Source organism: Nitrosomonas marina, from assembly GCF_900111605.1.
Classification (GTDB): domain Bacteria; phylum Pseudomonadota; class Gammaproteobacteria; order Burkholderiales; family Nitrosomonadaceae; genus Nitrosomonas; species Nitrosomonas marina_A.
In genome coordinates this window covers 1-23,731 of record NZ_FOIA01000041.1, presented here as the reverse complement: position 1 = coordinate 23,731, position 23,731 = coordinate 1, and the positions used below count along the sequence as shown (strand labels likewise).

The 23,731-nt window shown below is 45.5% G+C and carries 23 protein-coding genes and 1 tRNA gene; 14 read left to right on the top strand and 10 right to left on the bottom strand.

Going from position 1 to position 23,731, the window contains the following annotated elements:
* Window positions 1-221 precede the first annotated feature (221 nt).
* The 3 genes from BMY62_RS14390 to BMY62_RS14380 all read right to left on the bottom strand — a co-directional run bounded on the left by BMY62_RS14390 (window position 222) and on the right by BMY62_RS14380 (window position 3,924).
* Entirely contained in the window at window positions 222-1,259 is a 1,038-nt protein-coding gene (locus tag BMY62_RS14390; RefSeq protein ID WP_090661525.1) for a tetratricopeptide repeat protein, read from the bottom strand.
* A 216-nt stretch (window positions 1,260-1,475) separates the two neighbouring features.
* Window positions 1,476-3,395, bottom strand: a complete 1,920-nt coding sequence (locus BMY62_RS14385; protein ID WP_090661523.1) for a DUF2207 domain-containing protein — start codon at window positions 3,393-3,395, stop codon at window positions 1,476-1,478.
* 4 nt (window positions 3,396-3,399) lie between these two features.
* Window positions 3,400-3,924 carry a LemA family protein gene (locus BMY62_RS14380; protein ID WP_218142993.1) on the bottom strand — a complete coding sequence of 175 codons (525 nt, stop codon included), beginning with the start codon at window positions 3,922-3,924 and terminating at the stop codon, window positions 3,400-3,402.
* Window positions 3,925-4,132: 208 nt separating this feature from the next.
* On the opposite strand from BMY62_RS14380, the gene BMY62_RS16005 reads away from it, so the two are divergent.
* Together BMY62_RS16005 and BMY62_RS14375 are read left to right on the top strand one after the other, a co-directional pair.
* Window positions 4,133-4,345, top strand: a complete 213-nt coding sequence (locus BMY62_RS16005; protein WP_143058832.1) for a hypothetical protein — start codon at window positions 4,133-4,135, stop codon at window positions 4,343-4,345.
* Between the two features lie 272 nt (window positions 4,346-4,617).
* Window positions 4,618-4,989 (top strand): hypothetical protein, encoded by a 372-nt coding sequence (locus BMY62_RS14375; RefSeq protein WP_090661521.1) that lies wholly within the window; start codon window positions 4,618-4,620, stop codon window positions 4,987-4,989.
* 175 nt (window positions 4,990-5,164) lie between these two features.
* On the opposite strand, the gene BMY62_RS14365 is transcribed toward BMY62_RS14375, so the two are convergent.
* Both BMY62_RS14365 and BMY62_RS14360 read right to left on the bottom strand, forming a co-directional pair.
* Window positions 5,165-5,584: a nitrosocyanin gene (locus BMY62_RS14365; protein WP_256207645.1), complete on the bottom strand. Its 420-nt coding sequence runs from the start codon at window positions 5,582-5,584 to the stop codon at window positions 5,165-5,167.
* 610 nt (window positions 5,585-6,194) lie between these two features.
* Window positions 6,195-6,279 (bottom strand) — tRNA-Leu (locus BMY62_RS14360).
* A 62-nt stretch (window positions 6,280-6,341) separates the two neighbouring features.
* Here BMY62_RS14360 and rnr point away from each other — a divergent pair.
* The 9 genes from rnr (at window position 6,342) to BMY62_RS14310 (ending at window position 17,996) form a co-directional block, all read left to right on the top strand.
* A complete protein-coding gene (gene rnr, locus BMY62_RS14355; RefSeq protein ID WP_090661517.1) occupies window positions 6,342-8,558 on the top strand; it encodes a ribonuclease R in 2,217 nt (738 codons plus the stop codon).
* A gap of 53 nt (window positions 8,559-8,611) precedes the next feature.
* Entirely contained in the window at window positions 8,612-9,367 is a 756-nt protein-coding gene (gene rlmB, locus BMY62_RS14350; RefSeq protein WP_090661516.1) for a 23S rRNA (guanosine(2251)-2'-O)-methyltransferase RlmB, read from the top strand.
* Window positions 9,368-9,482: 115 nt separating this feature from the next.
* Window positions 9,483-11,243 (top strand): arginine--tRNA ligase, encoded by a 1,761-nt coding sequence (argS, locus tag BMY62_RS14345; RefSeq protein ID WP_090661514.1) that lies wholly within the window; start codon window positions 9,483-9,485, stop codon window positions 11,241-11,243.
* Window positions 11,244-11,272: 29 nt separating this feature from the next.
* The gene (locus BMY62_RS14340; protein ID WP_090661512.1) at window positions 11,273-11,959 is read left to right on the top strand and encodes an SPOR domain-containing protein; all 687 of its coding nucleotides are present in this window, start codon (window positions 11,273-11,275) and stop codon (window positions 11,957-11,959) included.
* Between the two features lie 55 nt (window positions 11,960-12,014).
* Complete coding sequence (locus BMY62_RS14335; RefSeq protein WP_090661510.1) at window positions 12,015-12,653, top strand: thiol:disulfide interchange protein DsbA/DsbL; 639 nt, start codon at window positions 12,015-12,017, stop codon at window positions 12,651-12,653.
* Between the two features lie 608 nt (window positions 12,654-13,261).
* Window positions 13,262-14,890 (top strand): HDOD domain-containing protein, encoded by a 1,629-nt coding sequence (locus tag BMY62_RS14325; protein WP_256207644.1) that lies wholly within the window; start codon window positions 13,262-13,264, stop codon window positions 14,888-14,890.
* A gap of 31 nt (window positions 14,891-14,921) precedes the next feature.
* Window positions 14,922-15,545 (top strand): guanylate kinase, encoded by a 624-nt coding sequence (gene gmk, locus BMY62_RS14320; protein ID WP_090661507.1) that lies wholly within the window; start codon window positions 14,922-14,924, stop codon window positions 15,543-15,545.
* Window positions 15,546-15,588: 43 nt separating this feature from the next.
* The gene (gene rpoZ, locus BMY62_RS14315) at window positions 15,589-15,795 is read left to right on the top strand and encodes a DNA-directed RNA polymerase subunit omega (RefSeq protein WP_090627790.1); all 207 of its coding nucleotides are present in this window, start codon (window positions 15,589-15,591) and stop codon (window positions 15,793-15,795) included.
* Between the two features lie 98 nt (window positions 15,796-15,893).
* A complete protein-coding gene (locus BMY62_RS14310; protein WP_090661505.1) occupies window positions 15,894-17,996 on the top strand; it encodes a RelA/SpoT family protein in 2,103 nt (700 codons plus the stop codon).
* A gap of 34 nt (window positions 17,997-18,030) precedes the next feature.
* Here BMY62_RS14310 and BMY62_RS14305 read toward each other — a convergent pair whose 3' ends face one another.
* Together BMY62_RS14305 and BMY62_RS14300 are read right to left on the bottom strand one after the other, a co-directional pair.
* A complete protein-coding gene (locus tag BMY62_RS14305; protein ID WP_090661503.1) occupies window positions 18,031-18,801 on the bottom strand; it encodes a M90 family metallopeptidase in 771 nt (256 codons plus the stop codon).
* Window positions 18,770-19,042 carry a hypothetical protein gene (locus tag BMY62_RS14300; RefSeq protein ID WP_143058831.1) on the bottom strand — a complete coding sequence of 91 codons (273 nt, stop codon included), beginning with the start codon at window positions 19,040-19,042 and terminating at the stop codon, window positions 18,770-18,772. The genes BMY62_RS14305 and BMY62_RS14300 overlap by 32 nt, the downstream gene beginning before the upstream one ends.
* 107 nt (window positions 19,043-19,149) lie before the next feature.
* Between BMY62_RS14300 and epsC the strand changes: the two genes are divergently transcribed.
* Window positions 19,150-20,097: a serine O-acetyltransferase EpsC gene (gene epsC / locus BMY62_RS14295; RefSeq protein ID WP_090661500.1), complete on the top strand. Its 948-nt coding sequence runs from the start codon at window positions 19,150-19,152 to the stop codon at window positions 20,095-20,097.
* Between the two features lie 76 nt (window positions 20,098-20,173).
* Here epsC and BMY62_RS14290 read toward each other — a convergent pair whose 3' ends face one another.
* The 3 genes from BMY62_RS14290 to BMY62_RS16590 all read right to left on the bottom strand — a co-directional run bounded on the left by BMY62_RS14290 (window position 20,174) and on the right by BMY62_RS16590 (window position 21,778).
* The gene (locus tag BMY62_RS14290) at window positions 20,174-21,226 is read right to left on the bottom strand and encodes an ABC transporter ATP-binding protein (protein WP_090661498.1); all 1,053 of its coding nucleotides are present in this window, start codon (window positions 21,224-21,226) and stop codon (window positions 20,174-20,176) included.
* Between the two features lie 88 nt (window positions 21,227-21,314).
* Window positions 21,315-21,611, bottom strand: coding sequence for a catalase-related domain-containing protein (locus tag BMY62_RS16595; RefSeq protein ID WP_256207643.1), 297 nt, complete (start codon window positions 21,609-21,611; stop codon window positions 21,315-21,317).
* A gap of 89 nt (window positions 21,612-21,700) precedes the next feature.
* Window positions 21,701-21,778, bottom strand: coding sequence for a catalase (locus BMY62_RS16590; protein WP_256207646.1), 78 nt, complete (start codon window positions 21,776-21,778; stop codon window positions 21,701-21,703).
* 582 nt (window positions 21,779-22,360) lie between these two features.
* Between BMY62_RS16590 and BMY62_RS14280 the strand changes: the two genes are divergently transcribed.
* Together BMY62_RS14280 and BMY62_RS14275 are read left to right on the top strand one after the other, a co-directional pair.
* The gene (locus BMY62_RS14280; RefSeq protein WP_218142992.1) at window positions 22,361-23,053 is read left to right on the top strand and encodes a spondin domain-containing protein; all 693 of its coding nucleotides are present in this window, start codon (window positions 22,361-22,363) and stop codon (window positions 23,051-23,053) included.
* Between the two features lie 301 nt (window positions 23,054-23,354).
* Window positions 23,355-23,651 carry a sll1863 family stress response protein gene (locus tag BMY62_RS14275; RefSeq protein ID WP_090661494.1) on the top strand — a complete coding sequence of 99 codons (297 nt, stop codon included), beginning with the start codon at window positions 23,355-23,357 and terminating at the stop codon, window positions 23,649-23,651.
* Window positions 23,652-23,731: the final 80 nt, after the last annotated feature.

Below are 23,731 nucleotides of genomic sequence, written 5' to 3'. Positions count from 1 at the left end.
GGTTGTTTCAGAACCACCGAATATGCACATGCCTATTGCCGGATTTCAAGCTACCTGCAATCCATGGCCAATAGAGGATATAACCCGCTTATCGCCATTCAAATCGCATTAGCGGGTGAGGCTCATAAAGTATGGGGAGAGTAGTTACTTTCTTCTTTTATGGCTAGAATAATTCATGGCCTCTTTTAATTTATTCGAACGATTCCCGCGCATATCTTGTGTTATTCAACAAGACCATTCAAACGTTCTTCTAATTGTTTTGATAACTGACCACGGGCAGTTTCATCGGAAAGAATTGGTAGCATTCCTTTGGCCAATTTATTCCCACCTTTTGCCGATTGTTGAAGATATTCTATGGCTTGTTGCTCATTTTTTTCAATACCCCTGCCCACGAAAAGAATCAATCCATACTGTAATTGAGAATCTGCCAGTCCCAGATCAGCAGAAAGTTTATAAAATTGAGCCGATTTTGAATAATTCTTCTTATCAAATTGTTCTGATTTGTACAAATCGGCCAATCCCAAATAAGCAAGCGCACTGACCTTATCTTTCTCGTCAGCCAATTGGTTATAAATTTTCTCCGCTTTATCAAAATCAATCTTGACACCCAGCCCATCCTGATGCAACTTACCGACCAAATATGCTGCAGAACGACTTCCTTGCTCCATTCTTTTCAAACAAACGATAATTGCGTCATTAAACGCTTCTTTCTTTACATTCTCGATGCAGGGCTTATCCAAAAATTGTGTGATCTGCCGAGCACCATAAGGCCATATATAAATGATTAGCAATATGATGAAAACAACCGATAACCAATTGAATGTTTTTTTGGGTTTATCTTTGATTTTTGGAAAATGATCAATGCTGATTCTCTCAAAGAATTCTGGTCGTATTTTAGACGAGGCATTGAATATGCAACCAAGCAAGCTTTTTTTATCGGGTGATGCGTATAATAAAAACCGTCCGCCTTCAATGGCGATAACGGCTGAAATAAAATGACTATAGTGTCCAGATCTTAGGTTATTAAGTAATTCAATCGTTGAATACAGCAAGTATCTATCATGTTCATTTCCACTTGATTCGTTTAGTGCTTGTACCCGGTTTACAAGCACTTCATCCAAATCTTCGAGTGAGCTGTAGTTATCAATAACAATCGGACTCGTTCCGGCTTTAGCACAACAAATCAAGGCCTGTTTGGATTCCAGTAAATTAGAATGTTCGAGTAGGCTGACGATCCAATCGTTAACGTTATTGATCATACCCAATTTTCCTCATACATTTTACTGGTTACACACGCTATCAACTCCTCAAACCCATTCGTAACAAGATGCCGCCAAGTGGTGCCAAAATCACATTGCGTGACACGGATACCGGGTGGTGATTGGCGGCGCTTGAACGTAATGGGGTAGGTCGCGAACCAAGAATTATATACATATTACCCAGCACGGAACCTTACTGAACCGGCAACATTAAACCTACCAACCACCGCCTCCTCCTCCACCGCCGCCACCGCCGGAAAATCCGCCGCCACCGCTGCCCGATGATGAGCCCGGCGCTGTCGACGACGATGCGATCGATGTGGTCAGCGAATTGCTCAAAGTGGATGAGAAATTTGAGAAATGATGCGAATCCCAGCTTGAGCCGTGATACCAGTGCGGGAAATAGCCGGAGTTTGACTCAGCTGAAGACGCGCGCAGCTGGTTTTCAAACTGCCTGCTCCACTGCTGTTCCAAGCCCAGCGCGACGGCATAGGGCAGGATGCGTTCGAATAATTCCGGTGTTTTGCCGCCGGCATATTTAAACTCGAGCTCATGTTTGTCGGCGATTTCAATAAACCGTTTGAAACCATCGATTTTATCGAGCAGTTTGCGTCCAGCGAGCGTAGGCGCTTTGAGCAGTTCGTAAAACAGCCCGTTTATAGCCACAAAGGCAATAATCATGGCCGGATATAACCAGGAGCTTTCCGTTGCCATCATCACCAGTACGGCAATTTCGGCAGCCAGAAAAGGCAGCGCCAGAACCGTCGCGCCCAGCGCGCCGGCAAATCCGAATCCGGACATGGCGCGTTTCCATCCATGCCAGGCCTGGGTGATCAGACTCAATACCACAATTGACCAGATGCTCAACCAGACCATCATGAACAAAACCGGCATCATCGATGCGCCGGTATTCTGCAACACAACGGATGCCACCAGAAATAGCAGGGTCAGAGCAAAACCAAAGTAGAAATAACCGGCATTGGTTTTGAAATAAATTTTTTCATAATCCTTTTCCAGCGAGTCCTGATGTGCGTCAATTGCTGCGGAGATGATGGCGTGGTTTTCCTGTTCCAGAACAATCGCATCCGCACTGCCGAATAATTTATTCAGCAATTTCGCCTCGCCCGGTGCCAGTGGCTGATTGCTGGCGTCCACTTTTGTCAGGGTATATTGTTTGTCATGGTTCTCGGTAATCGACAGATGACCTTTTACCGCCAGATTAATCAGTGCGGTAGTAAAGCAGGTTTTATCGTAGCCCATTTCCCTGATAAACCGTATCGACGCCGGAGAATAGTCCTCGGGCGGTTCGTAATGCGGAAAGATAATGCCGCGCTGAGGGTCCTTGCCGATACGCGACCATACCAGAAGATAATACAGTAACAACACGGCAATACCGCCCGAACCGACGCAAATCCCGAGGTTATCCATCAAAACAAAAAGAATCCGGGTTTTCAGATCGGGCTCAGTGAAATAACCCTTGGGCCAGTTGACGACGATACTGAGTCCCTGGCCCGGCTCCAGGCGTTTTGAAGTGTCGAAATGCACGATACCATCGGCATCGATATGACTTGCGAAATTTTTTGCGGTACTGCCGTAATTGCCGGTAAAGCCATCCAGCGCCATGCTGCCAGCTGGAATTTTGGCCGGCAGGCTCACCGTTGCACTGGCCTGCAGTATCGGAAAATCCCAGGCATTACCGGTAACATTCCAGTACAGCTCATCGTAGTGATTGAAATAACCCAGCTGCCTGTCGGTTTTATAACTGATCTCGAATTTGTGAATACCCGGCGGCAGAATAACGTCCTGACGGCCTATATAAATCCGTATGCCTCGATCGATTTCCTGAGTATGATATTGTTCCAGCTGATCGTTACGCCTGATCTCAAGAATTTTAAAGCCGACTTTATAGCGGTTACCGGCAAGGTCTCTATAATTCAAAGGAAAATCGCGGTAAATACCGTGTCTGATCCGGCTCTGTTCCGACCGGACTACGATGGTTTCCGTAACCAGCATATCGGCGTTCTCAAGAACCAGAATGTCGCTGTGATACGACTTGATCGCCTCCTCGGCCAAGGCCGGATTCAATGTCAGGACACAAAAAAACAGAATACAAATATAAACGATAAACTTGGGCATCCTATTAACCTTCACTCAGGTTAGCCTGAAAATATCCGGCGGGTTGAAATTTAAAAATACGGGCAAACAGCAGATCAGGAAAAGTATCGATGCGTGTATTCAGGTTTCGGACTGCGCCATTATAGTAACGGCGCGCATACTGAATATGGTGTTCAACATCCGACAGATTATGCTGCAAATCCAGAAAAGAACGGTTTGCTTTCAAATCGGGGTAGGCTTCAGCCAGCACCAACAACCGGCGAATTTCTGAAGCAAGCACTGCCTCGGTATTGCCGATTTCAGTCACTTCATTGCTGTGCACACTGCGCGTGCGTAGTTCCGTGACGGCGGTTAGCGCCGCAGATTCAAAAGCGGCGTACTGCCTGACTGCGGCAACCAGCTTGGGGATCAGATCATGCCGGCGCTTGAGCTGGACATCAATGTCGCTCCAGGCCGCCAGCACCAGGTTTTTGTCACGAACCAGGAGATTGTAAATAACCACAGCCCAAAGGGTGAGCGCAGCAACGATCAAAAGCATAATTTCCGGCATGAAAAACTTTTAGCGATAACAGTATGTTGATGAATACGCCTGCAAACACATGATCTTAAGCTGCAGAACCCGTTAAGTTTGTTCTATTATGTCGGCATACCACTTTTTATCTTTAACCACACCAGCATTAACAAGCGCCGATTAATTCCATACTATCCGGGTTTACGGAAATTACCCGGCCAGCGATTCACCCGAAATTTTGAAATAGATGATCGCTGCGGAGATGAATGTCGCCCGTCTGAATCTGTCCCTTGGTAACATCGAGGAACACCAGACCCGCCTGAACGGATTCTCGATACGGCCAACGCGATGGGTGTGCGGCGCTAAATTCACCCTATACACGGGCGGGCGCATTGACACCGTAGCTGGTGTTTCCGTGACCTACAAACAAAGCAGAACCGGGAACTCCGGTACTCATTGATGATGGCGCCATTGAACTGGAAATTGTTTCAGTAGCAAATAAAAAATTGTCTGCCGAATCGTCCATGGCGGTTTCTTGAAGTAAAACAAGGGTGTGAACTTGCCGGACACTGAGTTGGCAGTCAATGCCGTAAGCTCTTAATTCAGGGATCACATCGCTCGGGAAGTCAACTTCGCCGCAGACAGGGTGATGGTGGCGCGTGGCGACCTTAGCGTCGAGCTGCCGTTAGCAGAGGTGCCGGGATACCAGAAAAAATCATACGCACCACGGTAATGAACGGAAAACCGGTGATTACCGCTACCGAGATGCTCGCATCCATGGAACGCAACCCCAAACTATCGGTTATGCTGACTTACAACCTGATGAGTTTTTTCCGTCAGGATGTGCTGAGAAGTGATGCTGTCTCGGGAAAACTCAATATACTGCATACACGCAACGCAGTGCGTTGCAAACTGTTTGCCAAAGCAGGTTGCATCACAAAAGACGGACGTAAAAGGATTATCAACTTAGCCGTTGCCAGCGTCAATGTGAATAGTTTGTCGGGCTATGAGATAAATCTAAAATTTGATCTTGCCCGTGAAATTTACCCCTATTTTTATACCTTAAAAAGTTCTAATGGAAAATCCGGGATCAAATGCTTATAAAAGAACAGTTCACAAGCCCGCTTTTTCTCACGAATCAGGGGCAGGTCGAGATTTCAGCAACAATAAATATCAAGCAAAACTCAATCCTTGAAAAAAGAAATGGCCGGGTTCAACCGGCCATTTCATCGCAAATTTTTGCTTGCTGTACTGCAATAACAGCACAGTCCCCCGTACGTTAGTCTATAACATTCAACGTGCCAGGGAGGTGAATATTTTTAGGATGAAGCTGGCACCAGATGGTGAAAGCGCCGGCTTTATCAGCTGTGAAAGAAACTGTTTTGGTTTCACCAGCTTTAATCACTTCCTGAATGCCATATTCATCGATCGAAAAACCTTCGCTGATCGGCGATTTGTTTTCAATCGTGATTTTTACTTTCGAACCTTTGTGAACAGCAATTGCTTCAGGTTCATTCAATACATTAAACGCACGGATATTTTTTACCGTCACGCCTTCAACATTCAATTCAGGAATGTTGGTATCATAGGCATTCATAATGATTTTAAACGTTTTTTCCCCGCCGGCATACGCGGTTCCCGCAGCCGTCAACAACGCGAGTACAAAACTGATACAAATGATTCGGGTAAATCTCATCATATTAAATTCCTCCATTTAAAATAAACATACGCCAGCACACCGCATACACCTGGCTCTTGTGATGTCGTTGTGCTAACAACTTAACGAAAGCTGTTCATCAGAACATATTCTGCCGATTGACAGCCTTACGTTATTCGTATCATAACCAAATTTTGTTACAAATTTATAGATATGTTTCTGATATGCGCTCCTGTTCTTCAAATACCTTTCAGAAATCCTGAAATAGCCCGGATTTATCAATACCGAACAGTTAAGGTTGAGTCAATTTGGATATGTTATCCGTAATACTGTATTCTTTAGCTAATGCTATGTGCACCGAACTACACTGTAGCTAGACCCTACTCAGGCATGAACGCAGTACAGAATCCAAACATTTCGCGCTCACTCAATCTATTGAGTAATGGCAGATTAGTCAGTGTTTAGAGTTTTTCAGGCAAAACATATTCCGACATTACAAGAAAAACAAACAGAAAGAACGGAATTTTTGTGAAATTAGTGTATGAATGAAACCAGTGTATAACGCCACAGCCATTGCAAGGAAGTTTTCAGCAATCTCTTCAATACCATGAGCTTTTGGAATATTTCGTGTATATCTGGATCATTGCTTTCATGGTGCCCAGAAGAGGACTCGAACCTCCACACCCGAAGGAACATGGACCTGAACCATGCGCGTCTACCAATTCCGCCATCTGGGCAACTTCGTATATGATTATTATCAGACCGAAAAGAGTGCAACATTCTATAGGAAATCACTATTTTGTCAATTAAAGAACACCGTAAGCTGAGAAAACAAGATCCTTATCTCGATCGCGAAAAGACGCGCTATACCAACCCGCTGCCAAGCCGGGAATTTATTCTGCAGATACTAAAACAAAACGGTATCCCTACGGCGGAAAACCAATTGCAAAAACTGCTTGGCATAAAACGCCATGAGCAGGATGCCTTTACACGCAGACTGGCTGCCATGCTAAGGGAGGGACAGATTTTCCGAAATCGTAAAGGCGATCTCTGCGTCATGGAGAAACTGGATCTGATCAAGGGAACAGTTCAGGGACACGCAGATGGTTACGGTTTTCTGATTCCTGATGACGGCAGCGCTGACTTGTTTTTATCTGCCAAGGAAATGCACAAGATACTGCATGGTGACCATGTTCTGGTCCGCGAAACTGGCCTGGATAAACGCGGCAGGCGTGAAGCCGTTGTTGTTGAAGTGCTTGAACGGGTCAATCATCGACTAGTCGGGCGCTTGTATGTGGATCATGGCATTATGCATGTTGTAGCGGAGAATAAACGAATCAGTCAGGATATTCTGATACCGGGCGACTCGTCCCTGAACGCCAGTGCAGGACAGGTTGTCATGGTTGAAATAATTCAACAGCCCAGCAAGCATGCACAACCGATTGGACAAATCGTCGAAATTCTTGGTGATTATATCGATGCTGGAATGGAAATCGAAATTGCATTACGCAAGCATGATCTGCCGCATGTTTTTTCGGATGAAATCGAAAAACTGTCGACCAAGCTGCCAGCCCGCGTACTGCGAAAAGATTATGCAGAACGACGAGACTTGCGTCATCTACCCTTGGTAACCATTGACGGCGAAACGGCGCGCGATTTTGACGATGCGGTTTATTGCGGGCGCGATGATCACGGATTCACCTTGTACGTTGCGATTGCAGACGTTTCACAATACGTTCACCCAGACGATCCATTTGACCGGGAAGCGCTTACACGCGGCAATTCGGTGTATTTCCCACAACGCGTCATACCTATGCTCCCCGAAGTGCTGTCAAACGGACTTTGTTCACTGAACCCCAAAAAAAACCGCTTGTGCATGGTATGTGAAATCCGTTTCGATGCGCATGGCGAGCAACAGCATTATGTGTTTTATCCGGCACTAATGAAATCGCATGCGCGCCTGACCTACACCAGAGTTGCAGCCATGCTGACGCATCCAAAAAGCAAGGAAGCCAAACAACATGCAAAACTGTTGCCTGATCTGAAAAACCTGCATGCTCTGTTCAAAGTATTACTGAAAGCGCGTAAAAAACGTGGTGCTATTGATTTTGAAACCACAGAAACACAGATGTTATTTAATGCACAGGGCAAGATTGAAAAAATCGAACCAATTCAGCGCAACGACGCTCACCGTTTGATAGAAGAGTGTATGCTCGCGGCCAATGTATGCGCTGCCGATTTTTTGCAGCAGCATGGGCACCCAGTGCTGTATCGTATACACGAAAGACCAGCAGCCGACAAACTTGAAGCGCTTCGAGACTTTCTAAAGGAATTCGGCGTACAGCTTGGCGGAAAAAATAAACCGAAAGCGAGTGATTATGCAAAAACCCTCAGCAAAATAAAAAACAGGCCAGACATGCATCTTTTACAGACTGTCATGCTGCGTTCTTTACCGCAGGCGCAGTACAGTCCCGATAATTGCGGCCATTTCGGTCTGGCGTATGATGCCTACACGCACTTTACTTCACCCATCAGGCGTTATCCGGATTTACTGACACATCGGGCCATCAAGGCGGTACTTCGCGGCGAGCAATATACGCCCGGTGACTGGCAAGAACTCGGAAGCCATTGTTCGCAGACGGAACGGCGGGCCGATGAAGCCACGCGGGATGTAGAAACCTGGCTGAAATGTTTTTTCATGCAAGACAAGATCGGTGAATGTTTTGATGGAATTATCAGCAGTGTCACCGGCTTTGGTCTGTTCGTGGCGCTCGAAGAGATGTATGTAGAGGGACTGATTCATATATCAGAACTACCCAGCGACTATTTTCACTTTGATCCGGCCCGGCACTGTTTGTTAGGTGAACGAACCGGCAGACAGTTCCGCATAGGCGATCGTCTGCGTGTCAAACTGGTGCGAGTTAATCTGGAAACCAGTAAAATTGATTTCATTCTGAATGAATTCAAAAAAAATACTGCACCAAAAAAAAACAAATCGAAGCATAAGACACGATAGCGCCATCGATTTCATAGTAACCTCTTATAGTTGCAACAGTGTTCACGTAGAAAATGTCAACCACACGCATAATTTTTGGGTTTCATGCCGTTATCAGCCGGTTAAGACAACATCCGGACAGCGTCCGGGAGATCTATGTTGACGCCGGACGCAGCGATCAACGTATTCGCAGTCTGGCGTCTCTGGCCGAATCCAGACAAGTGCGGCTGATTTTCTGTGAACACGATCGGTTAGAGAAAATGGCGGGAGGAAGTCGGCATCATAGTGTGGCAGCCATAGTCGATCAGACAATCCTGGCGTCCAGCATTGATGATGTCCTGGATGCATTAAACGGTCCGGCCAGACTACTGATACTGGATGGCATACAGGATCCACACAATCTGGGGGCATGTCTGCGCGTAGCGGATGCTTTTGGTGTGCACGCCGTCATCGCGCCGAAAGACCGTGCAGTCGGATTGACTGCGACTGTTTACCAGGTATCCAGTGGAGCAGCCGATACTGTGCCTTATATTGCCGTTACCAATCTGGCGCGGACAATGCGACAGATTAAAGCGCGCGATATCTGGATTGTCGGAACAGCAGACGATGCGGAGCATGATTTGCATGATTTTTCAATTCATAGCTCGGTCGCATGGGTATTCGGCTCCGAAGAGAAAGGGATGAGGCGACTGACGCGGGAAACATGTGATCAGCTAGTACGCATCCCCATGCAAGGCGGCGTCGAAAGCCTTAATGTATCGGTCAGTGCGGGTATTTGTTTGTTCGAAACGTTCCGTCAACATTCGGGAAAAATAAATAACGGAAATTGAAACCGGACAAAAAACAAAATCATGCAACGGCGCAGACAACCGAATGCAGAGTATATTAAAATATCACCCTGATTAAACCTTAATAAAAATAAAGGAATAGAAACATTCCATCACTATGGACACAGCAGCGCCACCGAATTTCAAAGACCACTTATCTCAACTCATGTTTCATGCTGTTGAACAGATCAGAACCGACAGCGGAATACAATCCGGTATTGAGATAGTCCGGACCCGGCAAACCGACCACGGCGACTATTCCTGTAATCTCGCCATGCAACTGGCCAAACCGCTCCGAAAAAATCCCCGCGAAATTGCCGCGCTTTTGATTGCAGCATTGCCGCCATCACCGTATCTGGAAAAGGTAGAAGTCGCCGGAGCGGGGTTTATCAATTTTTTTATCAAGACAGCCGCTAAACAAGCCTGTCTTTATAACATCTTGCAACGGAGCACTGCATATGGCACCAGCGATTATGGCAAGAAAAGAGAGATTCAGGTTGAATTTGTTTCTGCAAATCCAACCGGACCGCTCCATGTCGGGCATGGACGAGGCGCCGCTTTTGGCGCGAGCCTGGCGAATGTGCTTTCAGCTGCCGGTTTCACTGTAACACGCGAGTATTATGTCAATGACGCCGGGCGCCAGATGGATATTCTGGCGGTCTCAACATGGTTGCGTTATCTGGAGCTAAACAACATACACATACCATTTCCAGATAATGCTTACCAGGGTGACTATGTCAAAGTCATGGCACGACTGATTTATGAAGCGCATGCCGACCGGTACGTGCATCATCCGGAAAAACTGCTGCAGGGGTTCCCTGCTTCAACATACGAAAAAGCGATAGATACAGACGAATTGCTGGACCGACTCATCGCCAACGCCAGGGCTATTCTTGACCAGGATTATGCCTATATACACAATTTTGTACTGACTGAACAACTGGGAGATTGCCGCAACGATTTGATGGAATTCGGCGTGACGTTCGACACTTGGTTTTCTGAACAATCACTTTTCGATAACGGTCTGGTAGCACACGCTGTTCGTGAACTTGAAGAAAAAAAATTCCTTTATCGTCAGGATGGCGCTGTCTGGTTCCGCTCCACTGAATTCGGTGATGAGAAAGATCGCGTAGTACAGAGAGAAAATGGTCAGTACACCTATTTTGCTTCGGATATCGCATATCATCTCAACAAATTTGAACGCGGCTTTGAAACGATTATCAATGTATGGGGAGCCGATCACCATGGTTATATTCCGCGGGTAAAAGCAGCATTGCAGGCATTGGCGCTGGATGCAGACAAGCTGAATATCGCTCTGGTACAGTTTGCAGTACTATATAGAAATGGCAAAAAAGCATCCATGTCGACACGATCGGGTGAATTCGTCACACTCCGGGAACTGCGTCAGGAAGTCGGCAACGACGCCGCACGATTTTTCTATGTGATGCGTAAAAGCGACCAACACCTTGATTTTGATCTTGATTTGGCAAAATCACAAAGTAACGACAATCCAGTTTTCTATATTCAATACGCCCATGCCCGCATCTGCAGTGTTCTGGAACAATGGGGTGGCGATACAGCTACACTAACGAATGTAGATACAAATCTGCTGGCCAACGCATCCGAACTGGCGTTGCTGCAACGACTGATCGATTTTCCCGATATCATCATTGCAGCTGCAGAGGAATTCTCACCCCACCTGATCGCGTTCTATTTGAGAGAACTGGCCAGCGAATTTCACAGTTACTATAATTCTACGCATTTCCTGGTAACGAATATTCCTCTTATGGAAGCACGTCTTGTGTTGATTACAGCAATCCGGCAAGTATTGAGAAATGGACTGGCATTACTGGGCGTCAGCGCCCCAGAAAAGATGTAGATTGTTTTTAAAAAGGACAAAACAGATTTATGAGCCGTGACTATAAATCCCGCAAATCCGCATCATCCAGAAGCGGCAAAGGCGCCCTGTTACTGGGCATCTTTATCGGTTATACACTGGGCATTATCAGCGCCATTGGCATCTGGTTTTATCTGGAACAGGCACCCAGCCCGTTTTTAACGGAACATCAGATAAGCGAACATCGCGGCGTACATGACGATCCAGACAACAGTAAAGAACAGGACGAGACAACTGAAGTACGCTCGGAAAATACTGCAAAATTAGATAAAAAACTGCAGTTTGACTTCTATAACATTTTGCCAGGCGATGACGAATCCACATTGCTATATGAGTCACCTCAGGAAACGCAAAAGCAACCACAGATCATTGAAAAACCCAAACCCGCGCCTACTCCACCCGTTTCGTTGCCGCAACCGATTCCAGCCAGGGAAAAACAGATTCAACCTGCTCAGGCTATTACAGAAACCTACTATCTTCAGGTAGGCTCGTTTCGGAGTAATGCTGATGCAGATAACCTCAAGGCGAGGCTCGCGCTATTAGGCGTGTTTGCTTCGGTGCAATCGGCCGATTTATCCGAAAAAGGGATCTGGTATCGGGTTCGGGTTGGTCCTTTCACTCAAAAATCCCGCGTCGATCAGATGCATCATACCTTGCGGGAAAACGGCATAGAAGCACAGTTTATCAAAACCCAGTAATACATACGGATTGACTTCTTATCAATTTACTTCACATATCAAGGTGAGCAAGCATATGAACAGACTGATTACCGTGTTGAACGTTTTTTTTGGAATCATATTATTGAGTACGAGCGGTGTTCATGCCGAGATTGTAGCCGGACACGATTACAAGATATTACAAAACCCTCAACCCACACAGAACAAAGAACGTATCGAGGTGATTGAATTTTTCTGGTACGGCTGTCCGCACTGCAACAGTCTGCATCCACATATAAAGACCTGGCTGAAAAACAAACCGGATGATGTCGACTTTCGCTATGTGCCTGCTATTTTCAGAAATAACTGGATACCGGGCGCCAAAACGTTTTACACCCTTGCAGCGATGAATGAACTCGAAACATTGCACGACAAAGTGTATGATGCCATTCACCGTGACAAAATTGATCTCAGCGACGAATCCGTCCTACTCAACTGGATTGATCGACAAGGCATTGATAAGGATAAATTTATCAATATTTACCAATCCTTTACCATACAAAACCAGGTTGCCCGCACAAATCAAATGATGCGCCAGTATCAGTTGACCGGCGTTCCTGCATTTGTTGTTGAAGGACAATATATAACCAGCGGCAAAAAGGGCGGAACGCCACAAGACACCATGCAAATACTGAATGCAGTTATAGACATGGTTCGAAATACAAAGACACCCTAAAGCTTTCTCGATAGAAGATACAGACTGGATGCCGCGCACAAATCCAGTATTACACTTTTCTGGAAAAGCAAAATTATCAATGCCTCATCAAAAAATATTTTGATGAGGTTGTTTCCGGAGTGTGGAACCAGCTTTTTTCAAAACACCAGCGCGAATAAATGCCCGCGGTTGCTGTGAATGACTTGTATTGCACTGATCTTGTTGCACTGCTTGCTTGAGCTGAATCAACCATGCCGAAATCATACCGGTTGAACAGCCACATTCATCGTTTCTCCCAACACGTCGCTTGAAATTTTGCGCCAGTGTCATGACTCACAACACAAGACAAACAATGGACGGATGATGAACTACACTCTTCGCTACAAATATTTTGCCCGCCAGTTAGCCCATAACACAGAGAATCATCAGCAACAACTATTTTGAAAAAATAGTATAAGGTGATTTTGCCGTCATTTTCCGGCTTATTTGATCGATGAGTTCGGAACTGTATCGTATATAAAGATACTGGCATAATTCTGGCGAATCTGTAACGCATGCTGAGATGCCGTTCTTCATTAATCACTGGTTTGCCAGATCTTAATTCCAACGGACATGACATAATAGTAACAATGGTAGCAACACTGAACTTTGCAGAAAATTTATCGAGCGGAACTTCCTCTAATTCAGAAATGATTGAAAATGAAATCCATAGCGATAGAGCGAATACGTTGGAGGATGATTTATTAGCAGCTATTCGCAGCGACCAGGGTCTGCCTGCTTTAGGTGCTTCGATAGCACAGATCATTCATTTATCGTCTTCTGACGATGAATCCATACGCAAACTGACCTACTTTGTACTGTCAGACGTTTCTCTGACTCAGAAAATACTCCGGCTTTCCAATTCGGTATCCTTTCGCACCGCATCCAACAAGGCAATAACGAGTGTCAGTAAAGCCATTTTTCTACTGGGATTTAATACAGTCAAGACATGTGCACTGGCGGTACTGCTTGTTGATGGATTGTCGGAAAAGAAAGCCAAACATGTCCGTCATGAGCTGATATATGCGCTGGCAACCAGCATGATATGCCGCGAGCTTGCCCGGCGCAGCCGCTTCAGCGATGCAGAGGAGGTCGCCGTTGCTGCATTATTTAAAAATATCGGTCGTTTATTGCTGGCTGTGTATTATCCTGAACTCTATCAAAAAATAACGGCGTTGATCCAACAAGGCTCTCAAACACCATCACAGGCTTACAGGCAAATACTTCGATTTGATCTCGATAATTTCGCCGAGAAAGTCATGCAGGAATGGGAAATTCCCAAACGTATTATCAACACGCTAACAATACGACCGGTAGATATTTTCCAACCACCCAAAAGCAGACTTGAGTGGATGCAGCAGGTCGTTGAATTCAGCCACAAAACTGTCCCTCTGATACTTAGTCAAGAACAGCCCTTTAACACTAAGCCGGCAAATACACTATTGGACCGTTTCGGTAAGGCACTTGACCTCAACAAGGTCAAGTTGAACGCATTGATAACACATGCGGCCAATGAAACAAAAGCATTTGAAATTAATGTCGGTTTAAGCTCTCCCGATCAAAACAGGGAAATCAGAAGAAGTCCGGAAACGCTTGAATTAAACCTTGAAACTGAAGAACACTTGCTCAAAGAACTGGCGTTTGCGTTTGAACAAAATGAAGAGACCACAGACATACAGCGTTACCCCAGCGGTAAACCGTATAATGCAGCCAAACTGCTACTGACCGGAATTCAGGATGCCACAGAAATTATGGCCTCAGGCAGATACCAGTTAAGCGACTTGATTACATTGGTTCTGGAAACCTTTTATAATAGCCTGGGGTTTCGTTTCATTACGCTATGCTTACGCGATCAGGAGAGGGGCCTTTACCGTGCACGCAGTTCGCTTGGCAGCAATTATCTGGGATTCCAGAAAGCATTTACATTCCCGCTCGCGGCATCTACTGATTTATTCCACTTAGCAATGAAACAAAATGTGGATTTGATTATTTCAGACGCATCCATTGGTAAAGTACGTAATCTGCAGCCACAATGGCATTTGGATTTATTGCCGGACGCACGCAGTTTTATTGTGCTGCCTTTGGTGTTGAATGAAAAAAGGATCGGATTACTTTATGCAGACCGTCTGCTTGAAGCGCCCGAAGGGATATCATCAGAAGAAATGCGACTCATCAAGACATTGAAAGCTCAGGTGATTACGGCGTTGCACACGAGATAAGCTTTCTCTGAAACAGGAATATCACAAGATTATGGCCACGTCTACAAATTCAGGTTGTTTGTTTATTATCAGCGCACCTTCAGGTACTGGAAAGACCAGTTTGATCAGAGCGTTATTAAAAAGGGACACGCACCTCAAACTATCGATTTCGTATACCTCCCGTCCACGGCGCTCTGCAGAGGTAGAAGGACGTGATTACCACTTTATCAGCGAAGATATTTTTAAACAAATGCAGACACGTGGAGAATTTCTTGAGTGCGCCGAAGTCTATGGCAACCTGTACGGCACTTCAAAAAAATGGATTGACACAGCTATAGCGGCAGGACAGGATATTGTGCTGGAAATCGATTGCCAGGGAGCTGCACAGGTTCGTCGTTTTTTTTCAAATGCAATTGGTATTTTTATTTTACCGCCTTCTTGCGCTACGCTCGAAAAGCGTTTGGTTTCACGTGATCAGGATGATGCAGATGTGATAAAAAAACGGCTTGAAGCGGTCCGTGAAGAAGTCAGCCATGTGAATGAATTCGACTATGTTATTATTAACGACGAATTGGAAAAAGCAGTGAATAATCTGGCTTGTATCGTCAATGCAGAGCGTCTGAGAAGAGAGCGTCAGATTAATAAGCACCAGGCACTGATTACACAATTCACATAAAAAATTATTTTTAACGGTAACACTATTCTTTGAAATTAATATTATGGCACGCATAACCGTAGATGATTGTTTGACAAAAATACCGAATCGTTTTGACATGACACTGGCGGCAACGGCCCGCGCGAGACAGCTGGCAATTGGCGCTTCGCCCATGATTGAGTCAGCTCGTGACAAACCCACCGTGATAGCGTTGCGCGAACTTGCCCAGGGTAAATTCGATATGGATATATTAAATCCGAAAAACCTTTAGCGTTACAAGCGAGTAGCCCGCCTTCACATTGCTATTTGTTTTATTCAATTTGTCGACCGTTTTACAACTTTACCCATTTTATTGAATCGCTCACACCAATGCTTGAAGCCGAGTTATTGTTTTCCGAAGCTGCTCTGTATCTGAGACCGGAAGATGTTTCTCAGCTGAAAAACGCGTATACCTTTGGCCATGGAGCACACTCTGGTCAATACAGAAAATCGGGCGAACCCTATATCTCTCATCCGCTGGCAGTCGCCCGGATTTTAGGCGAATTGCATATGGATGCACCTACACTAACTGCGGCACTGCTCCATGATGTCGTGGAAGATACGGATATCTCCAAAGAAGAAATCAGCGAGCGATTTGGCGAACCCGTTGCAGAACTGGTTGATGGCGTTTCCAAACTGGATAAAATTCAATTCCAGACTCAAGCCGAAGCCCAGGCAGAGAATTTTCGCAAAATGTTTCTGGCCATGGCGCGTGATGTGCGGGTCATTCTGATTAAACTGGCCGACAGATTGCATAATATGCAGACACTGGATGTAATGCGAACCGAGAAACAGCGCAGCGTTGCCCGCGAAACACTGGAAATTTATGCGCCCATCGCCCATCGCCTGGGATTAAACAAGATTTACCAGGAACTGCAGGAACTGGGTTTTCGTTATTCACATCCATTGCGCTATCGCGTGCTGGTCAAAGCAACCCGAGCGGCTCGCGGCAATCGCCGGGAGGTAGTCGGAAAAATTCAGAGTGCCATCATAAACAAGTTAAAAGATGCCGGGCTTGAGGCACATGTTCACGGGCGTGAAAAACACATATACAGCATTTACAAGAAAATGGTGGAAAAGCAGCTATCATTTTCTGAGGTACTTGATATTTACGGATTCCGCGTGATTGTCAAGGATATTCCCTCCTGCTATGTCGCACTGGGTGCATTACATGGTCTATACAGACCAATTCCGGGAAAATTCAAGGATTATATCGCGATCCCAAAAGCGAACGGATATCAATCGCTGCACAGTACCCTGCTCGGCCCTTTTGGCATTCCAATTGAAATACAAATCCGTACGTCAGAAATGCACCGAATCTCAGAAAACGGTGTCGCGTCCCACTGGCTATACAAGAGTTCCGATACAAATCTCAATGATTTGCATATGAAAACGCATCAATGGCTGCAAAGCCTGCTGGAAATTTTAAGCGATTCAGCCGATTCGATGGAGTTTATGGAACATCTGAAAATAGATTTATTCCCGGGTGACGTCTATGTCTTCACGCCACAGGGCAAGATTCTGACACTACCGAGACGTTCAACAGCTGTGGATTTTGCATACGCGATTCACTCCGATATCGGTAATTGCTGTGTTGCTGCAAAAATCAACGGCGAGAATGCTCCGTTGCGTAGTGAGCTGAAAAACGGTGATCGTGTAGAAATCATTACTGCACCTTACGCAAAACCCAATCCATCATGGCTGAGTTATGTTGTTACAGGTAGAGCGCGCTCTCAGATCAGGCATTTTCTTAAAACCATACAATTCGACGAATCTGTTGAGTTGGGTGAGCGCATGCTCAACCAGGCGTTGCTTGCTTTAAATGTAGAACCCGAGCTGATCAGTGAAGCACAATGGGAAAAACTGGTTCGCGACAGCGGCTTCAAATCAAAAAAAGTGCTGTTGGCTGATTTGGCGCTGGGCAAGCAATTACCTGTGGTAATCGCCAAACGACTGATTTCTCCACTTGAATCGGTTAAAAGTGAGCAGTTGCCCAGCGATCCGATTACAATCCTCGGCACAGAGGGTTTGACAGTTCAGTTTGCCAAGTGCTGTCATCCTATACCCGGCGACGTTATTGTCGGATTGATTAAAAAAGATCACGGACTTGTTATTCATGCACATCATTGCCCGGTTATCGCACATGCACAGAAAAACCCGGAAAATTATCTGGATGTCACCTGGGGTAAGCATATCACCCGAACATTCGAAGTCAAGATCAAGATAGTTGCCGCAAACAAACACGGTGTTCTGGCTCGAATTGCAGCTGCGATTGCAAAAACCGAAACCAATATAGATGATATTGCCATGGAGAGCGAAAAAGACTATACCGCCATGGGATTTATCCTGCAGGTAAAAAGTCGATATCATTTGGCTCAGGTAATGCGTAGTTTGCGGCGTATCAAGGAAGTCGCAAAAATCATACGTACATGAGCATATCCAGCTGTCATTACCGTATTACCCTGAATCACTCAACCAACGTACGGCTTGCCGGGTCCTGGCGATAAAACAATGCCAGTTGCTCGTAGACAGCAGCAAAGCACTGCTTGAGAACCAAAGGCGTCTCAAAAAAAACTTCGCTCATTACAGCAAAAAACTCTGCGGGACTCTCGGCCGCATAGGCATCAATAACCGTATCAGAATTTCGTTCAACCTGACTGCAGAATGTTGCATAAGCCTGACTGAATACATCATGCCAGGTTTGCATGCTCATATCAGCATGTAATGGCGGACAGCCGTTTGCGCCTTCATGCAGCATATCCAGTTTATGCGCAAACTCATGGATAATGACATTATGGGCGGACCCAGTATGCATGCTTGTATTCTCCGACCAGGTAAGGATAACCGGGCCCGACAGCCAGGCCTCACCTGAAGCGATATTCCTCGCATGATGCACAACACCGGTCTCATCCATGTATTCATAATCAAGAATAAACTCTCCCGGATAAACAATAATTTCAATCCAGTCGTCGTAATAACCCAGATCGAGATTCAGAATCGGAATACATGCCTGCAGTGCAATTGTGACCCGCATTTCATCTGTAATCTCAAGATCATGCGCACCATTGATCACTTTTGCGTGCAAAAAAAGCAAGATTAGCGCTTGCAGTCGACGCAGTTCATCCACATTCATCCCTCTCAGGCAACGCAGATGAGTTACTTTTTGCCATATATGCCGCGGAATTTCTTCTCGTTCAAGGATTCGATTACGCCACCATTGATTCAAATGCCATACCATGATATTTCATCAAAAAGCTTTTGGAATGATAATCTCTATTTACATTATAATAGCGAATTGGGTGGCCGGTAACAGTCGTTGAAATGATGACAAACAATAAAACGATGGTTTTTTCTGTTTTAACGCCACCATCATTACTCGGCAAATACAGTATCCACAAACCGTTGGAGAATGTTTCCTTGGCAGGCAGCACGAAACGGACACAAAAAACAAATGTTGATAATGAATCAAAGACAGACACTTTATAACAGCCACTGTTCACTAACCTGTATTAACCTGCTTACAATGGTTATGAAAAGCCTGCCAGATCACTTCATGAACATGCTGGATTGAAAGGGATAACGTAACGTGAACAGTACCAAAAAAACGCGGGATATCCAGGTCAGAAGTACCAATTTAAATATTGACGATATTGTTGCTGAGTTAAGAGAAATACGTGTCGCTTCATTGGAAAGCCGTAAAAGGCATGACAGACCACCGAAACTGCCGTCGCGAAAAATTCTGGCAGGCGTAGCAGAAGGACTGGGGGCTGCTTTATTTCCCAATCGCCTGGGTTCGTCAGAATTGGCGAATGAGGGCATCGATCACTATGTGGGGCATACCCTCAATGTCACCTTGCGCGATTTGATGGTGCAGATACAACACGAACTGCATTACAACTCTGGCTTGGAAGCACTCAGTCCCGAGGACAGGGAAAAATCCATTGTGATTACGCAGGCATTTGCCAAACGTTTGCCTCAAATACGCATACTGCTAGACAGCGATATTATTGCCGCATACGAGGGTGATCCCGCCGCACGCAACGTTGACGAGGTTCTGGTTTGCTATCCGGGTATCATGGCAATCACGCACTATCGGCTTGCACACGAACTTCACAACCTTGGCGTACCGTTGATTGCGCGAATGATTTCAGAAATCGCCCACTCTTCAACGGGCATAGAAATTCATCCCGGCGCAAAGATCAGCGGCAGCTTTTTTATTGACCATGGTACCGGTGTGGTTATCGGCGAAACAGCCATCATAGGCCAGAATGTACGCTTGTATCAAGCGGTAACCCTGGGTGCAAAACGCTTCCCAGTCGATGAAAACGGAACACTGGTCAAAGGTAATCTTCGTCATCCGATCGTGGAAGATGATGTGGTGATCTATGCTGGTGCAACTATACTGGGACGGATTACCATCGGACGCGGATCGACCATTGGTGGTAACGTGTGGCTGACACATAGTGTACCGGCGGGCAGCAATATATCGCAACCTCAAACCAAACAAAGATCAGACATAAAATCGCGTAATTAACGCTTTAAATACTTGAAAATTGACAATACAGGCTGCCTGCCTGCCAACAACACTCAATGCCTGGTCAAAACATCATTCAGTCCACGGGCTTAAATGCCACGATATGTTCTGTTGCAAGTTTGATGCCGATTACCTCGCCGACATTATGATTATGGTGACTCGGAACCAGCGACAGCACCTTACTGCCGCTTGCAAGCCGGAGTGTATATAATATTTCAGCGCCCCGAAAGGCCTTGTTAATCACAGCAGCACGTTGTGGACTGTCCTCCAGATACACAATATCATCAGGCCTTATCAAGACATCAATCCTGCTGCCGGGCAAACAGTTCCGAGGAACATCTCCTTTGAGCAATCCCAGTTCAATTTCAATCTGCTGCATATCAACCACATTACCCGGAAGAAACACGCCCTGCCCGATAAAATCGGCGACCGGCCTGTTGACCGGATGGTGATACAAATTATATGCGCTATCCCACTGCTGAATATCCCCGCCAAACATCACTCCGATTTTATCCGCAATCGCGAATGCTTCAGACTGGTCATGTGTTACCAGAATCGCGGTGATACCCTGTTTTTTCAAGATTTCGCGCACCTCCAGGCTCAAATGTTCGCGCAAGGTAACATCCAGATTGGAAAAAGGCTCATCGAGCAACAGCAGTTCAGGACGTGGAGCGAGCGCCCTGGCCAGGGCGACACGCTGTTGCTGCCCTCCGGAAAGCTCATGCGGATACTTTCCTGCTGCGTTTTCAAGCTGAACGATCTGTAACCAGTGCTCAATTTGCTGCTTGCGTTCTGTACGGGGCAACCGGTGCAGACCGAAACCGATATTTGCTGAAACGTCTAAATGCGGAAACAACGCATAATCCTGAAACACCATGCCAATCTGCCTTTTTTCCGGTGGTACGCATGTGTGTACACTACTGACGCATTCACCGTTGATCAGAATCTCTCCGTCAGTAACAGGTTCGAACCCGGCAATGCAACGCAGTGCGGTAGTCTTTCCACATCCACTGGGACCCAAAAGACAACCGATTTCTCCTTTAAACAAACGCAGTGACAATCGGTTGAGCACTTGATGGCCCGCATACTGCTGCTGAATATGATTAAGTTGCAGTAACGTGGTGTCCATACCTTACGCACGATAAATTTTCGGAATTCATGAAAAAATAAAATAATTAAGTATTCTCAGATTACAGCTCTTGCTACTTTACGATCACTCATTCGTGGTCGCTGTCACTGACAGACATATTCAGGGCTTTTGCGACGCCTTTTCCATAAGCCGGATCGGCCTTCATACAATGACGGATATGACGCATTCGAACAGCATCGTCAACATTCGCTAATTCAGCTGCGGTATTTTCAAACAGAATCTGCTGTCTCTCCGGTGTTAACAAACGGAACAGCATTCCCGGCGGTTGCGTATAGTAATCTTCGTCGTCCTGTCGATGGTTCCAGTGGCCTGCATCTCCAGAAAGTGATAAAAGCGGTTTTTTAGTATTCGGTGATTCGCCCATACACCCTGACTGTTCAGCTCATATCCTTTCATACTTCCAAAGTTGCCATCGACACGTATCTGTCTGTCGCGATGTTAACTGGCAACAGGTCAGCGTGGCCGATTGACCGGAATCTGGGCGTGATTCACGCCCAAACGATAACGTTGCGCGTCGCCATACGAGAACAGCCGTCTTTATAGCATTTTATCAGGTGAGAAGCCGATACCGGGAACAATATTTGCCGGATTAAAACCACTGATGGTAGTCAGCCTGTTTTTTTCATCTTTCATGAAAATCTCCCCCTAATGAATTTCGTGATGTCCTGAACTCGCCGCGAATCGCATCAGAACACCATATCTGTCAGTTTTATTGGCAATTTTTAACAATTCAAAACACTGCTGTCCCGTTTATGGATTTAACTCGTTGAAATTATTAAACAAAAAATTCTCATGTCTTAGGCAAATCTTAATGTTTAATTTTTCTTTTATTTCAATAAGTTATAACAGCATTGGCTTCAAGTTAATGGGACAGCAGTGAATTCAAAACTAAAATTCAGACGAAACGGGTGAATTAACGATACGTAACTGATATAACAATGATGCCTGATTTGTTTACAGTTTATTATCACCGCCAAAAAATGTTATTACGCTCAGTCAAATGCAGTAAATACGGGTAAAAATATTCAAACAGGCACCTCGATTAAACAGGTATATAATTTGCTCGCGCAAATAGTTCACGTTTTCTCTTTAGTACACAAATGGAGGCAAATGGTGTCATCTTTTCAAAGAATCATTGTTTTTTTGTCATTTGCAGCATCGTACCAACTTGCCGTAGCAGCAGATTATCGAGTCGAAATCACAAACCTGACTTATAAAATCGCTTTCACACCACGGATTGTTATTGCTCATGTACCGGTGTCTCTTTTTGCACCGGGTGACAATCTCAACGATACATCGACAGGCTTGCTGAACGGACAGATGAATCATGCACTGTCTGAAATTGCAGAAGCTGGCAGTCTTGGTCCTATAATGGCCATTCTCGATCAGGAATCCGTACGGAATTTCGTTTCTTATGTTGTTGGCAGTGGCTTATTGGTAGGGGGTAAAAAACAATCTGTCGAACTTCTTGACGTCGATGATGCACAGAGTCATTTATCATTGTTTGCAATGCTGCTGCCAACAAACGATGGTTTTATCGCGTTGAACAACATGGCCCTGCCACAGAACGGTAGCGTACAATACTATTTGAATGCTTATGATGCCGGCACCGAGACAAACACAGAATCCTGTGAAGATATACCTGGTCCGTTATGCGGTGGCACAGGGCAGTCTCCAAACGATGCTGGCGAAGGGTTCGTTCACATTCACACAGGAATACGGGGCCTGAATCCCGATGAAATTGATCCGGCAGAATATGACTGGAAAAACCCGGTCGCTGTCGTAACGATTACCAGAATGCAGTGATGTCGATCAAAAGCACATGTTTCGCATGACAGCATCTCACACAACCTGTTTCCTTTGCGAATGAATATGTACCGGATTTTCCGCGCAGGGATTAATTCGAGCAACTTCAATTAAAATTGCAAATTAATAATTTAAACAGCTACTGGCTCAAGTCCAATCACCGGCACATAGGAGCGATCAACGGCAAAAGTCACAGCTTTGAAAACTTTATCAATTATTCATGCTCAAACTACAACATTAAGAGGACAATGTTCTTAGTTAATTGATCGTAAAAATCTTTTAATTCATCAAGGAGAGAGCAATGAACGATAAGGAAGCTTATTTGCAAAAACTGCAGGCTAAACTCGACGAATGGGAAGCGGATATTGCCGCACTGAAGGCAAAAGCATCCGAAGCCAATGCCGATGCGCAAATTGAACTGAATAAACAAATCCGCGAATTGGAATCTGAAAAAAACGATATGAAGCAAAAATACGAAGAATTGAAAACCGCCAGCGGTGATGCGTGGAGAGACCTGCGCAACGGTATGGATTCCGCGTGGGATCGCGTATCGGCTTCTTTTAAAAGCGCAGTAGACCGATTCAGGGTAAGCGTTTAGCCCCACCATATATAAATTAGAAATTGAACTGGTTATCCTCGAATATTTTCACAGGAGGATGGCCGATGACAACACATGAA